Here is a 21,954-nt window from a genome sequence, read left to right on the forward strand (position 1 = left end):
CAGCGGCCGGCTATCAGAAGGGTTCATCTCATGCAAGCTGCAGGTGGCAAGGAAGCGCGCCTGGAGACCGCCAAGGAAGCTGTCTCAGTTGTGGCGGCCAACGACCGCGTCGGCAGGATCGAAGCTCACGGTATCGATGTCATCGCCGATACCGAGCGTCACGGCCGTTCCCGCGAACTGTTCAGCATCTGGGCCGCGCAGGCCGTCAACTTCTTGGCCATCGTGGTCGGAGGAGCGCTGATTCTGTTGGGGCTCAGCCTCTGGCAGGCCATCGCTGTGGCAATCCTCGGCAATCTCTTCGCTGTCGGCGCTGGCGTCGTGGCGATCAGCGGTCCGGCGTCGGGCACCCCTAGCGAGGTAGTGACGCGCGCAATGTTCGGCATCCGGGCGAACCGCGTCAACGTGGCGGTCACGGCGTGGATCTTCTCGATGTGTTACATCGCGATCGTCTGGGCGACGGGTGCGCTGGCAGGCTTCACCATCCTGGAGCGGTTCGGTGTCACCCTTACAACTCCGTTGAAAGCCTTGGTAATCCTTGCGATTGCGGCAGTCACGCTGGTGATCAGCGTCTATGGCCATGCCACCATCGTGCGGGTCTACGTGCCACTGACGATAGTGCTGACCGTGATCTTCACGGTGCTCACCGGCTATGTGCTGGGGCGCGCCGACTGGAGTTATCGGCCCGCCGAGCCGCTGCAGGGCACGCAGCTGTGGGCGGCGATATCCGTCGGCGTCGTGTTGGTCGCCGCTACCCCGTTGTCGTTTAGCAACAGTGCGGATTTCGCGCGCTACCTTCCCCGGTCGTCCTCGCCGGTCGCCGTGGCAGGCTGGACAACCGCGGGCCTGCTGATTCCCAGCGTGATCTTCACCGTGGTAGGCATTTTGGCAGGCACCGTCATCGACATGACCGACCCGCAGTCGGCGCTTGGTGCGATTCTGCCGTCGTGGTTCATGCCGATCTTCCTGCTGGCCATCGTCATCGGTTCGATCGCCGGCAATGCAACTACAACCTACAGCTCGGGGTTGGCGTTGCAGTCCATCGGAGTGCCGTTGCGGCGCTCGATCACTGTGCTGATCGACGGGACAGTCGGAGTCGCCGTTACGCTGTATGCGCTGCTGGTGTCGAACTTCCTCGATACTGTCAGCAGCCTATTGGAGTTGCTCACGGCGGTGGTCGGGCCGCTGATGACAATCTATGTGTGCGATGTGTTGTTGCGTCGCAACATCTATGACGGGGTTGCGCTCAGTGACGAAAGTCCGACGAGTACGTTCTGGTATACGCGGGGAGTAAATGTTGCCGGTGCGGTCGCGCTGATCGCCGCCTCCGGGGTGGCGCTGTTATGCATCAGCACACCGCACTATGTCGGGCCGATCGCCACTGCGCTCGGGGGAATCGATATCTCGCTGATAGTCGGAATCGGTCTCAGCGCAACGCTGTACGTGGGCTTGATGCGCACCCTATACCGGGATTCGCTGCGATGACCACCGACGATGGCGGTGCACCGAACGGCGCGGCACCTATAGCGTGGAGCCTGCCGGGCGGTGTGATTGAGCGTCCCTGCCATACGCCCAATGCAGGCGAACTCTGGGTCTACGCCAGCGAGATGTCCTACGCGCGGGCGGATTCCGTGTCGCTGTTTGTGCACACCACTTGTGACACCTTCGACGTGGAGATCATCAGAGATGGCCTGCAACCTAAGACGGTGTGGACCGCGAAGGGACTCCCCGGCCATGTTCAGAACACTCCGACCGACTGTTACACTCAAGGCTGCCAGTGGCAGGAGTCGCTGCGCATCGACCTCAATGGCACGGCATGGGAATCGGGTTTCTATCTCATTGTTGCCACCGGCATTCACGACGGCAGGCCTATGGAGGCAGTGGGTTTCTTCGTGCTGCGCCCCAGCGTCGCTGCCGATCATGATTTCGTTCTCATTCACACCACCAGCACAATGCTTGCCTACAACGATTGGGGTGGGGCCAACCACTACCGCGGGGTCCCTGATGGAATGTCCGACACCCCGGCCTACGTCGTTTCCAGTCAGCGGCCCGTCGCCAGGGGCATGCTTCGCAAACCGGCTTCGGCGCCGCGCAACGCCAACCCGGAAACACCGGGACCAGGCTGGATTCCACGCTATCCGGTTTACGAATGGGCCTGGCATCACCGGTATTCACGCCATCACGCTGATGCCGGCTGGGCAACCTACGAACGGCCCTTCACTGTCTGGGCCGAACAGCAGGGCTACCGGGTCGGCCATATCACTCAGCATGATCTGCACCGCGACCCAAATGTCCTCGACGGGTATCGCTGCGCCGTCATCGTCGGCCATGACGAGTATTGGTCATGGGAGATGCGTGATCACATCGATGGGTTCATCGATAAGGGTGGTCGATTGGCGCGGTTCGCGGGTAACTATCTGTGGCAGGTGCGCCTGGATCTCGATGAGCACACCCAGACCTGTTTCAAAGATCCTCGGCTGGACCCGGTACGCGGGCCCCGCGTGACCACCAGCTGGGATGCCCCTGAAGTCGGAAGACCCGGCGCACAGACCATGGGGCTCACTGGGTTTCCCGGTGTGTATTCCCGCTTCGGTGCGGCGTCGCCCCGCTCATCGGGTGGGTTTACGGTGTATCGGCCAGACCATTGGGTGCTAGCGGGTACCGACCTGTATTACGGTGACGTCTTCGGCGGCCCACCATCATGCGTAGGCGCGTTCGAAATGGACGGTGTCGACTACACCTTCAGCAAGGGACTGCCGTACCCGACAGGCGCGGACGGCGCTCCAGCTGACCTCGAAATCATCGCGATGGCATTGGGAGTCACAGGCTCTCGGGACAGATGGAACGGAACCGTCCCTATTTGCGAACCCATTGATGACGTCGACGGTGATATCGAGGCGATCTTCGAGGGCGACCCGCCCGAATACCTGCGCGAGATCGAGTACAGCGCGGGCATGATCGCCACCTTTGAACGAGGCAATGGCTCAGTGTTCTGCGCCGGCACCACCGAATGGGTGAACGGGCTCATCCACCGCGACCCGTTCACCCACATCATCACTCGCAATGTCCTGGATGCATTCGTAGCACCAGAAACCCGTGAAGGAGACCGTTAGTGAGTGTCGACGACATCGTCGCATTTCGTCCCGGCAGCGGCATCGCGCACCGCCCCGATTGGGGCGCGGCCGCATCTCCTGATTGGGATGAAACCGAATGGCGCGCCTTCGGTTCTGAGGATGGGCCCTACATGGGTGGTAGCTGGACCGGACAACCCGGCACACTGCTGTGCAATCCCTATCCCTACGACGAGGTTTGTATCATGATCAGCGGCCGAGTCGCCCTGATCGATACTGAGGGACAACGTCGCGAATTCAGCGCTGGCGACGCGTTTTTCGTCCCGAAGTCGTTCACCGGAACCTGGGAAACCCTCGTACCCTCCGAGAAGTACTTCATCGCACTGATCGGGTCCCAAGCCGCGGCGAAAACTTCAGGATCTGCCCGACAAGAATCGCGGATAACATGACCTCTAAACCATCAGTGACACTTGAGAACTGGCAACAAGGGCCCCACAACCGCGGCACAGTGACACGCATGGGCGACATTGTGCCTACCACCGCTGTCCTGCCTGGGCGCACGCCCCTGCGACTGATTGAGCAGCCAACGTTCACTCTGGATTCAGCAACACCTGTCGACCCCGCAGTACAGGATGGGACCGTGGAATCGGTGCTGAAGGCCACCTACACCGACGGGTTACTCGTATTGAAACAGGGTGTCATCCAGTACGAAATGTACGACGGACATCTTCGTCCCGGCACGCCGCACATGCTGTATTCCATCAGCAAGTCAATTGTCGGCGCGGTGGCCGGCGTACTGATCGGCGAGGGTCAGCTCGACCCCCAGCGCCTGGTCACCGATTACATCCCCGAGTTAGCGGTCTCGGGTTATTCCGGCGCCCTCGTGCAGCACGTATTGGACATGCGCTCAGGCATCCAATTCCGCGAGAACTACCTCGATCCTGCCGCCGAGGTTCGTCACCTCGACCAAGCCGTCGGGTGGGTCCCTCACGTCGACGCATGGGTACCGCACACCCTTTACGACTTCTTACCGATGCTCAAGAGCTACCGCCCTCACGGCGGAGTATTCGAATATCGATCCTGCGAGTCTGACGTACTGGGCTGGGTTTGTGAACGCGCCGCGAAATCAATCATGCCCGAACTGCTTTCGCAGCGGCTGTGGTCGCGATTGGCCGCGGACAGGATGGACGCGGGCATCGATGCCGCGGGCACGATGTTCTACGACGGCGGCTTGGCGGCTTCCTTACGCGATCTGGCGCGATTCGGTGAACTCATACGCCACCGCGGTCGCAACGGAACCGATCAGGTAGTACCCGCGTGCTGGTTCGAGGATGCATTGACTGGAACGGCCGACTCGCGCACAGCATTCGCGAAGTCGCCGACCCGGACCGGCATGCCGGGAGGCATGTACCGCAACCAGTTCTGGGTGCCTTACCCGGACCGAAATGTGCTCGCCTGCATCGGTATCCACGGTCAACTGCTCTATGTGGACTATGACCACGACGTCACCATCGCCAAACTTTCGTCGTGGCCCACGCCAGAGAACGCCGCCCTCGACGCGGCGACTTTCGCCCTCGCAGAAACCATCGTCGGCGCGGTGGCATGAAACCACGCCACCCTAGCCCGGCCCGGAAGGTCGACCATCCTTGATAGGGAGGAGCGAAACCCTGTGACATTCGACGATCGCCAACGGGAAATGAGTTCGGTCTCAAACCGTCGGGATTCGTCTCCGACAGCAGGTCCGGTCAATGCTACTCAGGTTCCGAGATATGCAGAGCCGGCCACGTTTGCTCGCCTGCCACGTATTGATCAGGTAACTCGGACAGATGTCGCCGTAGTCGGCGTTCCGTTCGATTCTGGTGTCTCGTATCGACCGGGCGCCCGTTTCGGGCCGGGTCACATCCGTGCGTCGTCGAAGTTGTTGCGGCCGTTTCACCCTGCGTTGGGAGTGTCCCCATTTGACATGCAGCAAGTTATCGATGCCGGCGATATCGCTGTCAATCCTTTTGACATCGCCGAGGCCATCGAGTCGATCGAGCGAGCATCCGACGAGCTACGCGCGGGTGGTGCGAAGCTGATCACCCTTGGCGGTGACCACACGATTGCGCTACCCCTACTGCGGTCTTTGCATCGCCACCATGGCCGGATCGCCGTAGTGCACTTCGACGCCCACCTCGACACTTGGGACACCTACTTCGGCGCACCCTTTACGCACGGGACACCGTTTCGCAGGGCTAGCGAGGAGGGTTTGTTGGATCCCGAGCATTGCATCCACATCGGAACGCGCGGGCCGCTGTATGCGCCGACCGACCTCGCCGACGATCGCAGGCTCGGGTTTCAGGTCCTCGGCTCGGATGCATTTCAGGTCGACGGAGTGGTCACCGTGGTCGAGCAGATGCGTGACCGGCTGGGGCAGGCCCCGGTGTACGTCTCCATTGATATCGATGTGCTCGACCCGGCGCATGCGCCGGGCACCGGCACCCCCGAAGCTGGCGGACTGAGCAGCCGGGAATTGCTGCACTGCCTACGAGGCCTGGTCGGCGTCAACGTTGTTGGCGCCGACATCGTGGAGGTGGCTCCGGCCTACGACCATGCGGAGATCACCGGCATCGCCGCAGCACACGCCGCCTACGAGTTGTTGTCGGCGCTGGCTGCCAACTGTGGACGAGCGTCGCTGTGACGACCTGAAGCGGTGGGCGAGTGGGGCTGGCGGGGATGCGCACGTTCGGCAACAACGGGGTGACCAGGTCTAACCAACGGCGTTAACCGATGAGGTTCAGGCGTCGGCGGATAGGCTGTTATGGTTCGCGACACACTGGTACGAACCTTCGTGCAGGCCGATGAGAGCATGTGCCGACTGCCTGCAACAACCTCGCAGGCGCACACATCAACGAGATTCCATGGTCTTGACTGCTGCCATCGTCGAGAAGTTCTTCGGCGACATGAGCGGCGACATGAGCCGGCGGCCGTCGACTTCGCCATCACACAACGGTGTTCAACCCGAGCAGTACAACCTCACGGAAGAACACCACCGGGGGGCCATCCCTCGACCGCTTCGGCCATCTCGAAGCGCAACCCGGTCTTCTCCCGGGCGTCCAGCACCACCAAGCGGGCCGGCTCCTTTCCCAGACCGACCGGTTCGAGCGGTATGTGCATGTCGAGGATCTCGGTCGCGCCGTGGGCGAGCATCCTCTGTTTCACCGCCGCTAGGTCGTTGACGTAGAAGGTCACGTTGTGTACCCCAGGGCCCCGTTCCTCGAGTTCGGCGTGCCAGGTCGGCAGGGTCGGCGGCGGCTTCACGATCTGGAAAACGACGTTACCCACCCGGGCATGGACACACGGCGCATCGAACGTCTTACCCAAATACTCCGAAATCTTCGTCTCGACCCGCACGGCACCCAGGCAATCCTGGAGGAAAGCAAAGACCGCGTCGGGGTCCGAATGAACAAGTTCAAGATGCAGAAAGGCCTCTGCGGCCGCGCGCCCGGATTCCGCTGTCTGCGTGGATAACATTAGATCCCCTTTATGAGGCCAAATCCCGAAGATATATGACATTAATTTAGCGTCACGCAACTCCGATGTCTAGCTATTGTTTGAGCAGCCGTCCCTCGATAACCGACACTCAGCAGCCGCGCAGGGCATCCGCATCGGGGTGCCGCCGCACAGCGGCAACGTGGTCGGACCGACGGATCTGCAACTCCTGCTACTACATGGCACCAAGCCGCTCCGGCCGTTGCCCAGCTGCGGATTACACCGAATGCTCCAGGGCGACTAGACTTTGGCGACTGGCCCAAAGACGAGACCGTGCCGCATCCGTCAGAGCTCTTGTTGCATGTCGTGCAAAGAGGAACGTCGGCCGTACCGCGGTAACGGATGCGCACGCAGCAGCCTCCGCGATGATCTGGAAAGAGCGTTCTGGCAACCAAACTCACCTGCAGGCTTCTCTCAACTTATCGATGCGACGACGCGTGTAGGTTCTCAACCTGCGTGGCGGATCGCGGTGCGTCTACCTGGATGTTTGCAGAATTCTCATTGAAATGGCGGACGCGTTTTTCTCACATTCGTGGCGGATCCTAGAACCGCACGGTTGTGCACAAACCGGTTCAGGAAATGACTGTCACTTAGGGACCGTTTGTGGGGCGGCAACTATCGACAATCCAGTCTTGCGGCTTATCACATGCACACCTACTCACGTCGAAAATTCCGAGGTAATGGGGCGGGGAAACAGCGAGTTTTACACAGCCGGTGTCGATCGGTGGCTAGTTCGACCTCATACACCCATCGAACCCCTACCGGCAGCGCGATAGCCCATCAGCGGCAGTCTTGACACAAGCCATCCGCCAACAGGTGCCGTTGAAATCGTAGATAGCAGCCCGTGCAGGCGCCTTCGCGCTCAGCGCGCCGATCACAATTGCATCGTCGACACTTCGGACAGAAGTGCTGTCCGCACTCATCGCACGGGTAACCACGAACGGTCACGGTCTGGCCGCAACACGTGACCTGGGACGACGGGCGCCGGTCGAAATCACGGGGTTCGTCGATGTGAAGCTGCTCCGCGTCCCATAGGTCGATATCCGCTATGACAGCAATGATGCGCCGACCCTCACAAACCGAATCCGCGTAGTACTCCTGGCGGTCTCCCCAAGGCGAAGCCCAGTAGGTGCGTCTGGTCATTTCGCCACCGGGTCGCATACTTAGGAACGGATGCCCGCCGGGCACACGTTGGCCCGGCCATGGAAATACCGTCGGCCAACCTTCCTCCGCGTCAGGTTTTATGCTCGCATAGGTCACCTGTTCACTCTCGCGGTCAACCAAAAGTACGGCACCACAACATGGAAGCCGCTTTGCGAGGGCAATGGCGCACACGGGACGACTCGCTTCACTCAGGGTGTACAGCTCGAGCACTTGCGTCGCCCGTATAGCGCCTGCACCGACCACAGAATCAATCAGATCTTCAGGTAGCAATAGACGCTGCGCAATCCCGTCGCACAGCGTCTCGAGCATATGTTGTGGTTCATCCTGGTCAGCTAGCCAGTCATACAACTCGTCACGCTGTTCGACGAGCCAGTGCCCTAATTCGTGTGCGAGAGTGAAGTTTTCACGCTTACTCGAATCCGTTGGCGCGTACAGAATGACACCGTCTTGCAAAAACGAAACACCGTCGCATGCGCCACCATCGTCGCGCCGCTCAGTGAGATGCCCAACAGCTTGAACCTTCAATCCCAAATCGTCGCGGATTACGCTCAATGGATCGACCGCGAACCGAGCCCGCCTAGACTCGTCCAACACCGCCAGAGCGGTATCCGCCGCCTGATCAAGGTCCATGCTTGGGGTCGTGCTCCTTTTCCATTGCTGTGATTAATGCATCAAGTGACCGAAGCATCTGCTGTTGGTCTGGCCGATCTCCACGATGCACCGTCGCGAGTAGGCGAGACTGTAGTGCCGAAGATGCGAGCGAGCGGGGCATGCCTTGAAGCCTTGCCCACCGGTTTACCAGGCCATCAAACCGAGGAGACTTCACAATTGAGGAGAGCGTTTCCCGCTCCTCTGAAGATTCACTGTCTGTCGTGAGCTGCTCCGGAGAGACGCCGATCACTTCAGCGATCGCCCTGATGAGTGCAGGCGCCACATCAGATGGCGTCTGGTTCTCCCAGCGGAATACATCGCGCGCGCCTACGTCCCAACCTCTAGCAAGCAAACGCTCGGAGACATCGCTGGGCTTCAGTTTTGCATTCTTGCGAGCGCGCGACAGAGCACGGGGATCCAGCCCCACATGCGGATCCGGAATCAGCCCGAGCATTGCAGCGACAGGGTCCGCTTCCAGAGGGGGCGCGCCATGCCCGACCTCCCACATCAGATCGACAACCTCGATGAGGGACGCGAAATCTGCGCGGTCCTCTGCGGACCAGTTTGCAATGCTGGACTCGACGTCACGACGCGACTTGGAATCCAGAAACGCCTCGAGAACCTTGTCTCGTTCATCTTTCGTCATTCGCTCCCTCCTTTCGGGCCCATCGCATCCCTAAGTATTAGGACTACAGCGCTGGCGATCTGGCTGATTCGCGCCGGCGAGACAGAAAGCTCGGCCGCGATGTCGGACCGAGGACGATCAAGCGCGAGGTACTCCCACGCCACGAACCGCTGCTGTTGATTAAGCAGGGCCAGGTGATCCCGCAGCCGCACCGCGTCCCGCTGCCTGTCGAGAGCTTCTACGATGTCGTCGGTGTTGTGGCCGGGGTCAGCGCAATCATGCTCTTCAGCCAACTCTGGACCTGCGTGACGGACCGCGGCCGACTTGACGATATCGAGCGCTCGCCTCTGCGCTGTCCTAACGAGAACAGCCTCCCAGTTCTCAATCCGTGACGGCGGAGCCTTCATTAATGACAGCATCGCAGCTTGCACAGCGTCGCCAACCTGATCGACGAGCCCAACCTCACGCAACACTGTGGCGGCGACCCTATACATCGCGTCGCGATGCTTCTGATACAGGGCCGCCCAGTCTGGATGGGCGGCACTCATCCCGGGTCCCCAGATGACGCGTTGATTGGTTGTGCTGCCACAGCGAACCTCCATCCCGACACGGCACCTCGGACCGAATCTCGTCCTAACTAGTAGTCGACGCAGCCCGTTATCGGGTTAGCCACGCCCATCCGATGCCTCTTGATAGATGCCTTCGGCTTGACGAAGCCCGGGAGGGTGGTCGGCGGCCGCTCGACTCCATGCGCTCGCGAAGCACTGCACCTAATCGTGTTCCGATCAACGTCTCCGCTCTGGTTTTGGCCTCGCCGATCGGCTAACTCCGCAGACAGCTGCATCGACTACACGGTGAGAGGCTGCGGAGCACTCATCCCGTCCCGCTACGTGCCCTCGGATGGGAGGTGAGACCACGATGGCCAAAAACACTGGGCGCGGCCACCGAACCGGTGCGATCAAGCGTCGTAGCGAGTTCAAGGTCGGTAAAACCTGGTTCAAGCGCGATGCCAACACCGGGCGCATCCTCAACGGCAGCGCGAAACAGCACAAGGGCGTTCGCAACGAGAAGTAGCGACAGCGCCGCTCGTGGACCCAGGCGGCAACCACAGAAAGTATCCCGAGCAGTGAGATATGGAGGACCAGCACATGACTGCAGTTGAGGCAGCCGAGAAGACCAGGACGGTGACAATCATCGTCAATACAAAGCCACACCCGTGGAGCGAGAAAAGCATCACGTTCGAGCAAGTCGTCGAGCTCGCCTCACCCGGGCAGCCGTACGACCCGGCGGGCACCACGGTCGAATACAGCCGCGGCCATGGCCCCGACAAGTCGCTGCGGCAGGGCCAAAGTGTTCGCGTCAAGGACGGGATGATCTTCGATGTCGAACCCGCCAACCGGTCCTGAGGAACCCGTCGGTCGGCTGTTCGCCGACGGCTACGACCTAGTGCTCCAGAGCGGGCACCTTATTGTCCGTCGCATTCCCTACGTGGCGCTTGATGGTGTGCGCACCGACGGACGGCTGGTTCTGCCCGTGAATGACAGCGGTGGGGTGATCGCCGACGCCATTGGCGATCACACCATCTGGTTCGCCGGCGAAGAACCGCGCGATGAACGCGGCGCGCCCCTCGGCAGTGCCGGTCCGCGCGACATCGGCGATGGGAACAGCGTCAGCTTCATGCTGTCCTTCAAGCCGGCCGGCGGCAGCTACGCCACCCTTTATGAGAAGGTGCGCACCTACGCGCGCATTCTCAGCACTCCAGCTCGCGGCATCGACCCGACGCTTACCGCGACGCCCGGGGCCGCCTTCCAGGTCGTCGAAGACGGCCTGCCGCTCGTATACCGCGATACCAACACGACTCGCGCCGGACTCGCGGCACTCAACAACGTCTTCCGTGGCCACCGGATCGGGATTATCGGCGTCGGTGGCAGCGGCAGCTACATCCTCGACCAGGTGGCCAAGACTTGGGTTGACCTCATCGACCTCTTCGACGGCGACGTGTTCGAGAACCACAACGCCTTCCGCGCACCCGGCGCCGCCGCACACGAGACCCTTCAGGCCGGGCGCAACAAGGCGGAGTACTTCGCCGAGGAATACTCCCGCATGCATACCGGCATCACAGGCCATCCCGAGCATCTCAGCACAGACAATATCCACCTGATCGCAGACGCGACGTTCGTCTTCCTCGCAGCCGCAGACGCCCCCGAGCGACCCATTATCATGGCCTGGCTGCGCGAGCACAACATCCCCTTCGTCGACGTCGGCATGGGCCTTCGCCACGTCGATGGCGGCCTCACCGGGATTCTCAAAGCCACCACGTATCTCCCCGGCAGCAGCATCAGCTTGCCGACAAAGCCCGCAGTTCCGCCGGGAGAAGACGACTACAGCACCAACATCCAAGTCGCCGACCTTAACGCCCTCAACGCACTACTGGCGGTAATTACCTGGAAGCGCTATCTCGGCTACTACGCAACGCACACCGCGGCCAGCGAGACCGTTTACAAGCTGTACCTCAACGAACTCCGAAACGGCGACGCTTAATGAGTCACGCACCCCGCTACGCCGCCGAATTCGTCGAATCATTCCCCACGCCAATGGAACCCGGCTTCCTCTATATCTCCACCAAGTACTCGACCGCCGGTCACATGTGCCCATGCGGATGCGGGCGCGAAGTCGTCACCAAGCTTTCCCCCGCCCGGTGGCGAATCATATTCGACGGCGAAGTGTCGCTGCGGCCATCAGTGTCGGCCGCAGGGCTCGCGTGCAACTCCCACTACTTCATTACCCGAGGCGAAGTCGACTGGCGCCATACCCTCAGTGCCACGCAGGCAGCGCGGGCACGAGAGGCCGACCGACGCGCAGTGGAAGAACATCGCGCTACAAACGACGGCTTGGCGAAACGCTTGTGGCGGCGTCTACGAGGACGGCGATAGACCCTTGAGTTCCGTTAAAGCGCCACTCGAATCAGAGCCAGATTAGCTCCACGTCCGCGCCGGCGAAATGCCGACGGCGTGCTGCGATCTGCCCGTCGCTGGCGCTCCACGTCGGCATCGTGGGTACGCGAGCGAGATGAAGTTCGCGGCACGGATATGTCGTACCGACGCTCTAGCATCGACCTCAGCAGCAAACAAGGAGCCGGAGCGATGGGCAGAGGTCGACCCGCGTCGGGTGAATCCCTAGCCGATCGCTGCCCGCTCCAAGCTGGGGAATGGCATCCGACGCTCAACGGAGAACTGACACCGTCGGACGTCACTGTCTCGAGCAACCGCAAGGTGTGGTGGAAGTGCTCCTACTGCGACGCGGCGTGGGAAGCGATCATCAACAACCGGACGCGAAAGCGCTCCACGGGGTGCAGGGCGTGCACTCGCAAGCGGTTGGCGCATACGGTTCATGCACCAAGAGCTGGTGCGTCGCTGGCAGACCTCCATCCAAGGCTGGCCGCTGAATTTCACCCAACACGTAACCCGAATTGCACACCCGCGACGGTTCATCCCGGCTCACACACCAAAGTCTGGTGGTTGTGCGCTCAATGCGGCCACGAGTTTGAAATGGCGCCGCGCCGCAGAACGGCGGCAGCGGCAAGTGGCTGTCCGCCATGTGCCTACCGCAGGATTGGTGAGAAACTCAGCACTCCCCCGCCTGGAGAGTCGCTTCAAGCCATGCGGCCAGATGTCGCCGCGAACTGGCACCCGACATTGAACGCACCCACGGGCCCCGGCGATGTTAGCCATGCCAGCGGATACCGTGCGTGGTGGAAATGCGGTGATCGTAACTGCGGGCATGAATGGCAGACCGCCGTCGCGAACCGGACAACTGGGAAGCGGACCGGATGTCCGTTGTGCAGTCGGGCTCACATGCATGAGGCGGAAGCCGGGAAGTCACTAGCTGATCTACACCCAGAGCTGCTCGCTGAATGGCATCCTCACCTCAACGGACAGCTCGATCCACGCCGCCTCAAACCGGGCTCCTCAGTGACAGCCTGGTGGCGGTGTCGCACGTGTAATCACCAGTGGCAGACGACGGTTGCCCTGCGGGCGAAGGCAGGCACCGGATGCGGGCCGTGCAGCTACAAGCAGCGCGGAACTCTTCGAAAAACACCCGCGCCCGACGCCTCGCTTGCGGAGCGCTTTCCGCATCTCGTCGCCGAGTGGGACTGGGACGCCAACACTGGGATCAATCCGACGGAGTTGAAACCGGGAAGCGATGTTCTCGTGTGGTGGCGGTGTGAACGTCGCGGTCACCGCTGGCAGGCGCGCGTCTATCGCCGCACGGGTCCGAGCCCAAACGGCTGCCCCGACTGCATACATCTGCCCGGTGAAGGGCGGTCATTCGCAGACCTCAACCCGGACATCGCGCTCGAGTGGCATCCCACCCGCAATGGTGACCGTCGGCCGAACGAGTTCAAGCCGTCCAGCGCGTTCAAAGCGTGGTGGAAATGCTTGGCACGCGGCCACGAGTGGCAAGTCTCGATTAGCAACCGCAACGGACCGACCGCTTCGACATGCCCCACTTGCACGATGTGGGGGACGTCGGCCAGCCAAATTCGTATCGCCTACGAACTCATCGCGGCGGGCGTCCCGGTGATCCTTGACCATCCCAAGATCCCAGTCAGTGGCCGCCGGCCGGTCGCCGCCGACATCGTCGTACCCGATTACCGCGTCGTCATTGAATACGACGGGAGCCATTACCACGCAGCAGCCGACGCTGTCGACAGAGACCGCCGTCAGACGGTGGCGTTAACCGAAGCCGGATGGACCGTCATTCGCATCCGGCCGCAAGCACTTGAGGCGATTGATCGCCGGTGCGTGCGGGTCGGCAACAATGCCACTGTTAAGCAAATTGCCGTCGCCACCCTGACGAAGCTGTCAACGCTCGGCCATCATGTGGCCAAACTCGACGCCTATCTCGGGGACCCCGAACTGTGGGCGGGCAGCGACTCAGACCGCGCGGTTCTCAACCTCAAGTCGCGCAGCCTGATGTCAGAGTTCCCCCACATCGCTACGGAGTGGCATCCGACACGGAACGGCTCACGAACGCCTGAGGACATCAACCCGGGTAGCAAGATTCCGGTCTGGTGGTTGTGCCCGCAATGCGGTCACGAGTGGCGGGTGCGGCCCGGCCATCGGACCAAGGACGGTGGGACCGGGTGCCCCCAGTGTGCAGCGAAAGATCGAGCAGTGCAGGTTCGTACGCCCAAGCCGGGAAGATCCATGGCCGAGGTGCACCCCCACCTTCTCAGGATTTTCCATCCGACGAAGAATGGTGACTTGGATCTTCGTTCCGTGAATGCTGGTACCACACACGAGATTTGGTGGCAATGCCCCGACTGCGGACATGAATGGGCCACGAAAACGGGCAGGAACTCCGGGTGCCGACCGTGCGGCTCTAAACGACGCGGACGCCAGATCGCCACGCCTGAGCCCGGCAAGTCACTCGCAGATCTGCACCCGGCGATCGCGAGTCAGTGGCACCCAACGAAGAACGGGGACCTACTCCCATCGCAGGTGCGAGAAGGCGCGGCCAGACTCGTTTGGTGGCTCTGTCATGACTGTGGACGTGAGTGGCGGCGAAGCCCAGGAGCTCGCGTCGCCAGCGGCGCAGGATGCCGGCGCTGTGCTGCCGGCCGACTCGGCACGCTCCGTAAGACCCCTCAACAAGGGCAATCATTGGCCGATACTCACCCGCACCTCGCCCTGGAATGGCTCGACGAAAAGAACGTTGGATCCCCAAAAAGATTAAAAGCCAACAGTTTAGAACGTGCTTGGTGGCGATGCAGCCGGTGCGGACATGAGTGGAACGCCCGAATCGACACGCGAGCGCTAAGGGGCCACGGATGCAAGAAGTGTGCGTCTGCCCAGCTGAGTGTGACTAAGAAGCGGCCCAAACCCGGTCAATCAATGGCGGACGTAAAGCCCGAACTCTTGACGCTGTGGCACCCCACGCGCAACACGGGCATCCAGCCCACCGACCTGACTCCAAGCAGCCACACGCGAGTGTGGTGGCTGTGCCCGAACTGCGGACACGAATGGCAAGCCACGCCCGGGCAACCCGGATGCCGCCCTTGCGGAATGAAGCGTTCAGGAACCAAACAAACAAGACCTGGACCTGGCCGCTCGCTGCTGGAACGCTATCCCGCCATCGCCAAGCAATGGGACCACGACCACAACGGGCCACTAACCCCCGCCGACGTCGCGGCTTGCTCGAACCAGCGGTTCTGGTGGATCTGCGAGGACTGCAACCATCATTGGCGCGGACGCCCGTCAAACCGCATTAACAACATCTACCTATGTCCGCTGTGCAAACGGCGCACGGTCAACTCTGGGGCTGAGACCCCGTCCGCCTAGTGAGGGAGCAGATCTAGTCGTCCGCCAGGTTCATCCCACCGCCTTGCACGCCGTCCGCCGATAACTGCGCCCTATGTCTTCAACCACCGACCCGTTCGACGGCCGGCGGACACAATCAGATGATGACCGCGGATCCCGAATCGCGACATGATGTTGCGGCGATCCGTGCCCGGTTGGCCGGTTGGCGGCGATCGCGTAACTACGTGGCGATCGGCAACCTCGGCGAGCACGTGACAGGGCGACTGCTCGCCTCACTCGGGTATCAACTGCTGGGCGCGCAAGACGACTTCCTCGGGATGGTTCCCGACGTACTGAACCTGCCCACGACCGCGAAGCCGGAGGACTTCATTGCCATCGACCCTGAAGAACGACTCGTGACGGTGAACAGCAAAGCATCCGTGAGCGCACGCTCATGTCGGGAGACGAAGACGGGTGACCTGTCGAAGCCCCGGATCACTAGGTACCAACGCGCCATCGACTACACCACCTTCCGGGCGAACCTCATCTCCACTCTTGACGGCGACGCTTACAGTCAGGTGGTCAAGGTCGACCTTCTCAACATGAAGGCTCAGGTTTTCGACATCGGTGATACCGGAGAACTCGAGCCCATAGGCGCGCCACACGACATCTGCGCATCGGTCGCCGCCGTACTGACAGAGTTTCCCGACTCGATCCCGCCGCCGAATGTCGGTGACCTAATCTGACCCGACGGCGCCGCGACGGGAGGAAGCGATGTCCAACGACTACACACGTGCCGAACAGACACAGCTGGCATCGGTGCTCGGGTGCTCAATAGAAGATCTCGACGAGCGTATGTCGGGATTTGTGGCCGCCGCCAAAGAAGAGTACGTGCGAATGATGCTGGGGCAACACGTCTATAGCCGCGGGCAAGACATCAAGATCTATCGGCTGTCGCTACTGATCAAGCATGCCTTCGGTAGACGCCTTCCAACCGAAGGTCAGATCAGTGCCCTATTTCAGACGACCACTACGGAGAGCCGCAGCCTCTTGCGGGCTGTTCGCGCGAAGTTCCAGTACGAGCTTCGTGAGGCCACCCACGACACGATGGCAGCGGCTTTCGGTCAAGCGACAAAGGACGACGATGCTGACACGTGGTCATTAGTGTGCGACTCGGAGAACGTCATCGAAGCGCTCAATGACACTGTCGCGCGGCACGACGGCTCGCTCCCCAAGATCAGGAAAGCGCCAGGCACTGCTGGCGAATACGAGATCGCAGCATCCACATACGCCGCCTTGACGACGCTTCTCTGATGGATGTCAACGGAGACCTCCTCACCGCGGCCGGCCTGCTGCTTGCGACCCTTGGGCTGCTCTTCTCTGCATGGCATCCCGAGGTCGCAGCTGCCACCGAAGTCTCCACCAAGGGCAAGCTCGCCGACCGAGGCCCGCGAATCGCTCAGGTCAAGAAAGCCTTGTTCTTTCGCGCCATTCCTCTGCTGATCGCCATCGTCGTCATCGTATTGGCTTGTGGCCCACCGGCCATCATGGTCGTCGTACGAGCACTCACTGACGATTGGGGACATCGCTACGATCCGGTTCGCGCATTGTTCGTCGGCGTGTGGGCATTGACGATAGGTATGGGATTCGCTGTGGCAGCGCAGGTTCGGAAGCTATGTCTCAAGTGGCGCAGGTTGAATGAACCCGACTAGCTCGCGCACCGAGCGCCCGACGTCTCACTTCTGAGATCGACTTGACCTCACTCGTTCGAGGTCGGCGCGCAGCCGAACGAACGACGACGCAACAGTGGGCTGCGCCAACGGGCAATTCCGAGCGGAAGCCCACAAGCCTCTTTTCGGCCGACTACGGACCAGGTCATCGCTAACATGCGGGGATGCAGTTAGCCCCGGGGGATGACTTTGCTGACTACACGATTATCGATGCGTTGGGCGCCGGCGGCATGGGCGAGGTGTACCTCGCGCGGCATCCGCGTTTGCCGAGGCGGGATGCACTGAAAGTCTTGCCGGCAGCGATATCGAGGGACTCAACGTTCCGGGAACGGTTCACACGCGAAGCCGACCTGGCCTCTGGCCTGTGGCACCCGAATGTGGTCACTGTTTACGACCGCGGCGAGCACAACGGCCAGCTGTGGATTGCAATGGAGTTTGTCGACGGCATTGACGCTGGCCGGCGACTCGAGGACTCACCCGCGGGGATGCCCGTCGATGAGGTGACCACAATTGTGACGGCTGTTGCCGCGGCATTGGACCACGCCCACAAGCGCGGTCTGCTGCATCGCGACGTCAAGCCAGCGAATATCATGCTCGCCGAGCATGATGCAGCCGGCGAGGAGGACCGCCGAATCTTGCTGGCCGACTTCGGCATCGCGCGCCCCTTGGGCGAGGTCAGCGGTTTGACCACGACCAACATGACCGTCGGCACAGTCGCTTACGCCGCGCCAGAGCAGTTGATGGGTGAGGATATTGATGGGCGCGCCGACCAGTACGGATTGGCGGCGACCGCCTACCACCTGCTCACCGGTGAGCAGCTGTTCCCGCAGTCCAATCCGGCAGTAGTGATCAGCCGCCATCTGAACGCCGACCCTCCATCCTTGGCGGCCAAACGTCCCGGACTCGGGGCGTTGGATCCAGTGCTCGCTCGAGCGCTGTCCAAGCATCCCGCCGACCGATACGAACACTGCGCGGACTTCGCGCGCGCGTTGAAGGCCGCCACTTCGGCCGATGCCCACGCGGCCTCCGCACCGACCGCAACCGCCCCGAAAGCCACTGCGAAGCCAGCACCCCAGCCGAAGACCGCTACGGCATCAAATCGAAGTACTCGTCACCGATGGCTAGCCGCTGCCGCGACAGCCGCGATCGTGGCGCTGGCGATAACGCTTGTGCTCTGGCGACCGTGGCAGTCTCCGACTGCCCCCGACACAACCGCACCATCAACATCCAGTCCGGTGTCAGCGTCCACGGTCAGTTCGCCGTTTACGCCAGCTCCCGGGGCTGCCCCGGCGCAGCCGGCTGAGTCACCCCCGACCACAACCACGCCCGCGATATCGACCGCGGGGTTCTACGGCGAGTGGGGCCAACACGCAACGTCTGTCACCCTCGCGCCAGACGGGAGCGCCCACTATGCGGTGTGGTCCGGAGTGGCCAACGGCACGTCCTGGTCCGCGACATGGTCGGCGATGACCTCCAGCACAGCCATGATCGTTCTGACGACTGAGATGGAGTCGCACGGCGATACCGCCACTCAATGGCTAAACCGCTACAGCGGCGAAGCCTTCACCTTTACGTTGCGACCCGATGGTTATGCGACGATCACCGACCCCACCGGTAAGCCAGTCACCTTGTGCCCGAGAGGTACCGGATTCCGTGACAGTCAAGGGCTTTGCGGTGCCTAACCGTGGACACACGGTTGCCTTTGTCAGCGCAGCGGCCACAGATGAGCGATCGTGCGTCTCGAATGATGTCGTCGCACCTTTCTAAACCGTCTGTCATCGCTTTCGGACCGCTATCACTCCACTGCAGAGCAACTGCCAACCGGATGCGACGCCGATAATGCCCAATTACGTCAGCGGTCGACATTAGAAGTTCTGATCCATCACCGGATCATTAACACTGCCCTCCTCGCTCAATCCTCCTGCGTGGAGCAACCTTTGTCGGACAAACCCTTGGGCAATCTGCAGACTCACGAACATGGACGTAATCTCGTTGATCGGCGTCGCGGGCACAGCTACACGCCCGTGCTTAAGGCAATGGCGTCCAAAACGGCACCGATCGTTTTGTCCCCCAATAAATACGGATACCAAACGATGTTCGACGATCAGTTCGGGGCAGACGCTGTCTGGCCGTTGCACGGTGGCCCCCACAGTCCGCGGTCTGCGGCCTTGGCTTCCTGTTCGGCGGCGGCGATCTCGTCGGCCCGGGCCGACGGATTGTTGTGATAGACGTACGAGCGGGCCATGCCGGCGCGGGCCGCTTCAATCGAGTAGTCCCACCCGTCGGCCTTGTCCAGGTAGGCCAACGTGCGTCCGTAGCGGTCGTACATCCCTTGGCTCGGGTCGTTGATGAACGCGACCCGCTGGCCGAGCAGAGTCGCTTTCGCGAACTCGGATGCTTGCGGGCCCCAGCAGCCGACGGTGTAGCCGGGCTTCTTGGTTTCCGGAGTATCGATGCCCAATAGGCGGATGCGCAGCCGACCCCGGACGTCGTCGACGATGTCGACGGTGTCACCGTCGACCACCTTCAGCACCGTGGCCGTCGTCGCGATCGGATCGGCGTGTGCCGACGGTTGATCGATTGCCGGAATCAGATATGCGCCAGCCACCGTCGCGACGGCAAGGACGAGGCGAGTCAGCCTTCTCACGGTTGCAATATCCCGTACCGCTCCGACAGGAGTGACGGGATCGCAGTAGTTACGCGACGCTGGCCTCGTCGCCGGCGCGGCACGCGGCAAGTGTCTCCTCGCGGAGCAGCTGGGCGATGCTGACATCGCGGCGCTCCGCCTCCGAGCGCAGGGCGTCGTAGTCGGCGGGGCTGAAGCGCACGTACACACCCTCCGTGAGCTTGCGGGTCTCGGTCCCACGGCTCATGTTCACTCCTCTGGCGCCGTCGTGATGATCTGCGCGGCGGTGCGCGTGCTGTTAGTTTACGACATCGATGTCCTTAATTAGCGGCATCTGTCGTAAATGAATCGCCGCATGTCGCTATCTTGCCGTTATTTAGGAGCATAATGCTTCTACGGACCCAGCGCACGGTCCGTGCCCGACCGGATCGAGGATGACGCAGCCCAAGCAGCCACCACCTGGCGTTGAGACGACACCACAAGGACCTGTGGTGCCGTTGCAGGAGGCTGCCACCCGCCTGGGCAAGGATCCGCGCACCGTCATTCGCGCGATCACCGCCGGCAACATCCGCGGGGGTGCGATCCCGCGACCAGAACGCTTCCGCTGGTATGTCTACGCCGACGAGCTTCCGCCACCCCCGGGCGCCACTCCCCCACCCGTCAGCCGCGAGCTCGACGAGTTGCGCGCCCAGCTCGTCTCGCAGATGGAAGCCAACCGGTTGCTGATCGCCGCGCAACAGGATCTGCTCGACGCCGACCGCTCCACTAGCGAGGCCGCCGACAAGTACCGGGCGGTCGCGCGAGAGTACTTGAATGCGTTGTCGCAGTTCATGACACCCGGAAATTTGGGCGAGCTAGCCGACCAGTTGTAGGCGGTGTGGCTTTTGACCAACAGTCGATGTCAGGGTGCGAGCGTCGAAGCGAGGATTGGCCTCACACTTCGTCATCGGGGGTATATGGGGCGGTAGTCGCGGAGCAATCCAGACGTGGATGGGCCGGCGATACTTGTAATCCACCGGGGTCGGTCACGCCAAACCGCTTCACTCCCAATCCTGCAAACCCGGGCGAGTTTCTGCGCTAGCGTGCGAACGTGTCAGCACCCATCCCGATCGAGGTCGCAGACATCACTTCCGGGTGGCTCGAGGGCGTGCTGCAGGCTTGGGCGCCGGGCGCGAGGCTGCGCGCGATCGACGTGATCGAGGCGCATTCGGGAACGACGGGACGCGTACGCGTCCTGCTAACACACGACGATCCTCGCCTGCCGGATTCGGCGTTCGTGAAGCTGGCGCCATTCGACACCGAGCAGCGCGCGTTCGTCGATCAGCATGGCATGGGCGTCGCCGCGGCCCGCTTCTATGCTGAGATCGCACCCGACGTGCCAGTTCGTCATCCCCAATCCCTGTACGCGGCGCACGACGACGCCTCACGCTACGTCATGGTGCTAGAAGACCTGCACACGGTCGGGGCACGCTACCCAGAACATCTCGACGGTGTTGACCTGACGACGTTCGTCGAACGCACGGTCGAGGCCTTTGCGGCGTTGCACGCCGAGTTCTGGGCTAGTCCGCGATTCTCGCCGGACGGGGACCTCGCATGGGTTCGGGGAACAAGCGGCGCGCAGAGCTATGGATCGGCGGCGGCCCTAGTGCGCTTTGCCGTCGAGCAGCTCGGCGAACGCCTGCCTGCGTCGTCGCACCAGCTGGCCAAGGTGTACGTCCCTCTTGCCGAGCGAGTACCAGAGCTGCTCGCAGAAGGCACCCGCACCCTCATCCACGGCGACGCGCACCCCCGCAACATGTTCCTCGTTGGAACCGAGCCCGGCTTCCTCGACTGGGCCATGGCCGGCTTCGCGCCCGGGATTCGCGATGTCGCTTATTTCCTTGGCAACTCGGTGCCGACGGACTTACGGCGCGCGCAGGAACGTCGGCTCATTGCCCGTTATTGCACGGGACTCGGCGAACGCGGCGTCACGCTCGGAATCGAGGAGGCGTGGGACCAGTACAAGGTGCATCTCGTATCCGCGTGGATCGCTGCGGTCGTCACGGCAGGGATGGGGTCAAGGTGGCAGCCGATCGAAATCGGCATGGCAGCGACCATGCGCGCCGACGCGGCAATAGCCGATCACGCCGTCGCTGATCTGCTCAGCACTCGGCTGCCATGACCGACGTGGGATCGCTGACGCGTCTCACGAAGGAGGGCACCGATGTCGTCGCTGCCGCGACGAATGACTCGGGCCGGAGAGCTAGCGGCCGCGAAG

General features: G+C 62.0%; 21 protein-coding genes. 15 read left to right on the forward strand and 6 right to left on the reverse strand.

The window, feature by feature from the left end; all coding sequences use genetic code 11:
* Positions 1 to 30 precede the first annotated feature (30 nt).
* From J3E61_RS32510 to speB, 5 genes are all read left to right on the forward strand, one after another.
* Positions 31 to 1,482, forward strand: coding sequence for a cytosine permease (locus J3E61_RS32510; RefSeq protein ID WP_210086787.1), 1,452 nt, complete (start codon positions 31 to 33; stop codon positions 1,480 to 1,482).
* Entirely contained in the window at positions 1,479 to 3,110 is a 1,632-nt protein-coding gene (locus J3E61_RS32515) for a hypothetical protein (protein ID WP_210086788.1), read from the forward strand. The genes J3E61_RS32510 and J3E61_RS32515 overlap by 4 nt, the downstream gene beginning before the upstream one ends.
* On the forward strand, positions 3,110 to 3,517 hold the full coding sequence (locus J3E61_RS32520) for a DUF861 domain-containing protein (RefSeq protein WP_210086789.1): 408 nt from the start codon (positions 3,110 to 3,112) through the stop codon (positions 3,515 to 3,517). Before J3E61_RS32515 ends, J3E61_RS32520 begins: the two co-directional genes overlap by 1 nt.
* A complete protein-coding gene (locus tag J3E61_RS32525) occupies positions 3,514 to 4,674 on the forward strand; it encodes a serine hydrolase (protein ID WP_210086790.1) in 1,161 nt (386 codons plus the stop codon). Before J3E61_RS32520 ends, J3E61_RS32525 begins: the two co-directional genes overlap by 4 nt.
* Positions 4,675 to 4,764: 90 nt before the next feature.
* A complete protein-coding gene (gene speB, locus J3E61_RS32530) occupies positions 4,765 to 5,748 on the forward strand; it encodes an agmatinase (protein ID WP_210086791.1) in 984 nt (327 codons plus the stop codon).
* Positions 5,749 to 6,083: 335 nt separating this feature from the next.
* Here speB and J3E61_RS32535 read toward each other — a convergent pair whose 3' ends face one another.
* The 4 genes from J3E61_RS32535 to J3E61_RS32550 form a co-directional block, all read right to left on the reverse strand.
* On the reverse strand, positions 6,084 to 6,581 hold the full coding sequence (locus J3E61_RS32535) for a hypothetical protein (RefSeq protein ID WP_210086792.1): 498 nt from the start codon (positions 6,579 to 6,581) through the stop codon (positions 6,084 to 6,086).
* Between the two features lie 798 nt (positions 6,582 to 7,379).
* Positions 7,380 to 8,393, reverse strand: a complete 1,014-nt coding sequence (locus J3E61_RS32540; protein WP_210086793.1) for an ImmA/IrrE family metallo-endopeptidase — start codon at positions 8,391 to 8,393, stop codon at positions 7,380 to 7,382.
* The gene (locus tag J3E61_RS32545; RefSeq protein WP_210086794.1) at positions 8,383 to 9,060 is read right to left on the reverse strand and encodes a hypothetical protein; all 678 of its coding nucleotides are present in this window, start codon (positions 9,058 to 9,060) and stop codon (positions 8,383 to 8,385) included. The genes J3E61_RS32540 and J3E61_RS32545 overlap by 11 nt, the downstream gene beginning before the upstream one ends.
* On the reverse strand, positions 9,057 to 9,587 hold the full coding sequence (locus J3E61_RS32550; RefSeq protein ID WP_210086795.1) for a sigma-70 family RNA polymerase sigma factor: 531 nt from the start codon (positions 9,585 to 9,587) through the stop codon (positions 9,057 to 9,059). The genes J3E61_RS32545 and J3E61_RS32550 overlap by 4 nt, the downstream gene beginning before the upstream one ends.
* 370 nt (positions 9,588 to 9,957) lie before the next feature.
* Between J3E61_RS32550 and J3E61_RS32555 the strand changes: the two genes are divergently transcribed.
* The 8 genes from J3E61_RS32555 to J3E61_RS32590 all read left to right on the forward strand — a co-directional run bounded on the left by J3E61_RS32555 (position 9,958) and on the right by J3E61_RS32590 (position 18,753).
* On the forward strand, positions 9,958 to 10,113 hold the full coding sequence (locus tag J3E61_RS32555; protein WP_210086796.1) for a hypothetical protein: 156 nt from the start codon (positions 9,958 to 9,960) through the stop codon (positions 10,111 to 10,113).
* A gap of 74 nt (positions 10,114 to 10,187) precedes the next feature.
* Entirely contained in the window at positions 10,188 to 10,445 is a 258-nt protein-coding gene (locus J3E61_RS32560) for a multiubiquitin domain-containing protein (protein ID WP_210086797.1), read from the forward strand.
* A complete protein-coding gene (locus J3E61_RS32565) occupies positions 10,420 to 11,580 on the forward strand; it encodes a ThiF family adenylyltransferase (RefSeq protein WP_210086798.1) in 1,161 nt (386 codons plus the stop codon). Before J3E61_RS32560 ends, J3E61_RS32565 begins: the two co-directional genes overlap by 26 nt.
* A 548-nt stretch (positions 11,581 to 12,128) precedes the next feature.
* Positions 12,129 to 15,383, forward strand: a complete 3,255-nt coding sequence (locus J3E61_RS32570) for a DUF559 domain-containing protein (RefSeq protein WP_210086799.1) — start codon at positions 12,129 to 12,131, stop codon at positions 15,381 to 15,383.
* Positions 15,384 to 15,505: 122 nt separating this feature from the next.
* On the forward strand, positions 15,506 to 16,087 hold the full coding sequence (locus J3E61_RS32575) for a hypothetical protein (protein ID WP_210086800.1): 582 nt from the start codon (positions 15,506 to 15,508) through the stop codon (positions 16,085 to 16,087).
* Between the two features lie 28 nt (positions 16,088 to 16,115).
* A complete protein-coding gene (locus tag J3E61_RS32580; RefSeq protein ID WP_210086801.1) occupies positions 16,116 to 16,655 on the forward strand; it encodes a hypothetical protein in 540 nt (179 codons plus the stop codon).
* Positions 16,655 to 17,053: a hypothetical protein gene (locus J3E61_RS32585; protein WP_210086802.1), complete on the forward strand. Its 399-nt coding sequence runs from the start codon at positions 16,655 to 16,657 to the stop codon at positions 17,051 to 17,053. Before J3E61_RS32580 ends, J3E61_RS32585 begins: the two co-directional genes overlap by 1 nt.
* Before the next feature lie 182 nt (positions 17,054 to 17,235).
* Positions 17,236 to 18,753, forward strand: a complete 1,518-nt coding sequence (locus J3E61_RS32590) for a serine/threonine protein kinase (RefSeq protein WP_210086803.1) — start codon at positions 17,236 to 17,238, stop codon at positions 18,751 to 18,753.
* Positions 18,754 to 19,175: 422 nt separating this feature from the next.
* Here the strand turns inward: J3E61_RS32590 and J3E61_RS32595 are convergent, their stop codons facing one another.
* Together J3E61_RS32595 and J3E61_RS32600 are read right to left on the reverse strand one after the other, a co-directional pair.
* On the reverse strand, positions 19,176 to 19,652 hold the full coding sequence (locus J3E61_RS32595) for a thermonuclease family protein (RefSeq protein WP_210086990.1): 477 nt from the start codon (positions 19,650 to 19,652) through the stop codon (positions 19,176 to 19,178).
* A 115-nt stretch (positions 19,653 to 19,767) separates the two neighbouring features.
* Positions 19,768 to 19,944: a hypothetical protein gene (locus tag J3E61_RS32600; protein WP_210086804.1), complete on the reverse strand. Its 177-nt coding sequence runs from the start codon at positions 19,942 to 19,944 to the stop codon at positions 19,768 to 19,770.
* A 187-nt stretch (positions 19,945 to 20,131) separates the two neighbouring features.
* Here J3E61_RS32600 and J3E61_RS32605 point away from each other — a divergent pair, with 187 nt between their 5' ends.
* Entirely contained in the window at positions 20,132 to 20,569 is a 438-nt protein-coding gene (locus J3E61_RS32605) for a hypothetical protein (RefSeq protein ID WP_210086805.1), read from the forward strand.
* 218 nt (positions 20,570 to 20,787) lie between these two features.
* Positions 20,788 to 21,858: an aminoglycoside phosphotransferase family protein gene (locus J3E61_RS32610; protein ID WP_210086806.1), complete on the forward strand. Its 1,071-nt coding sequence runs from the start codon at positions 20,788 to 20,790 to the stop codon at positions 21,856 to 21,858.
* The last annotated feature ends 96 nt before the right edge of the window (positions 21,859 to 21,954 follow it).

Origin of the sequence: Mycobacterium sp. OAE908 (genome assembly GCF_017872775.1) — a bacterium.
In the GTDB taxonomy this organism is placed as follows: domain Bacteria; phylum Actinomycetota; class Actinomycetes; order Mycobacteriales; family Mycobacteriaceae; genus Mycobacterium.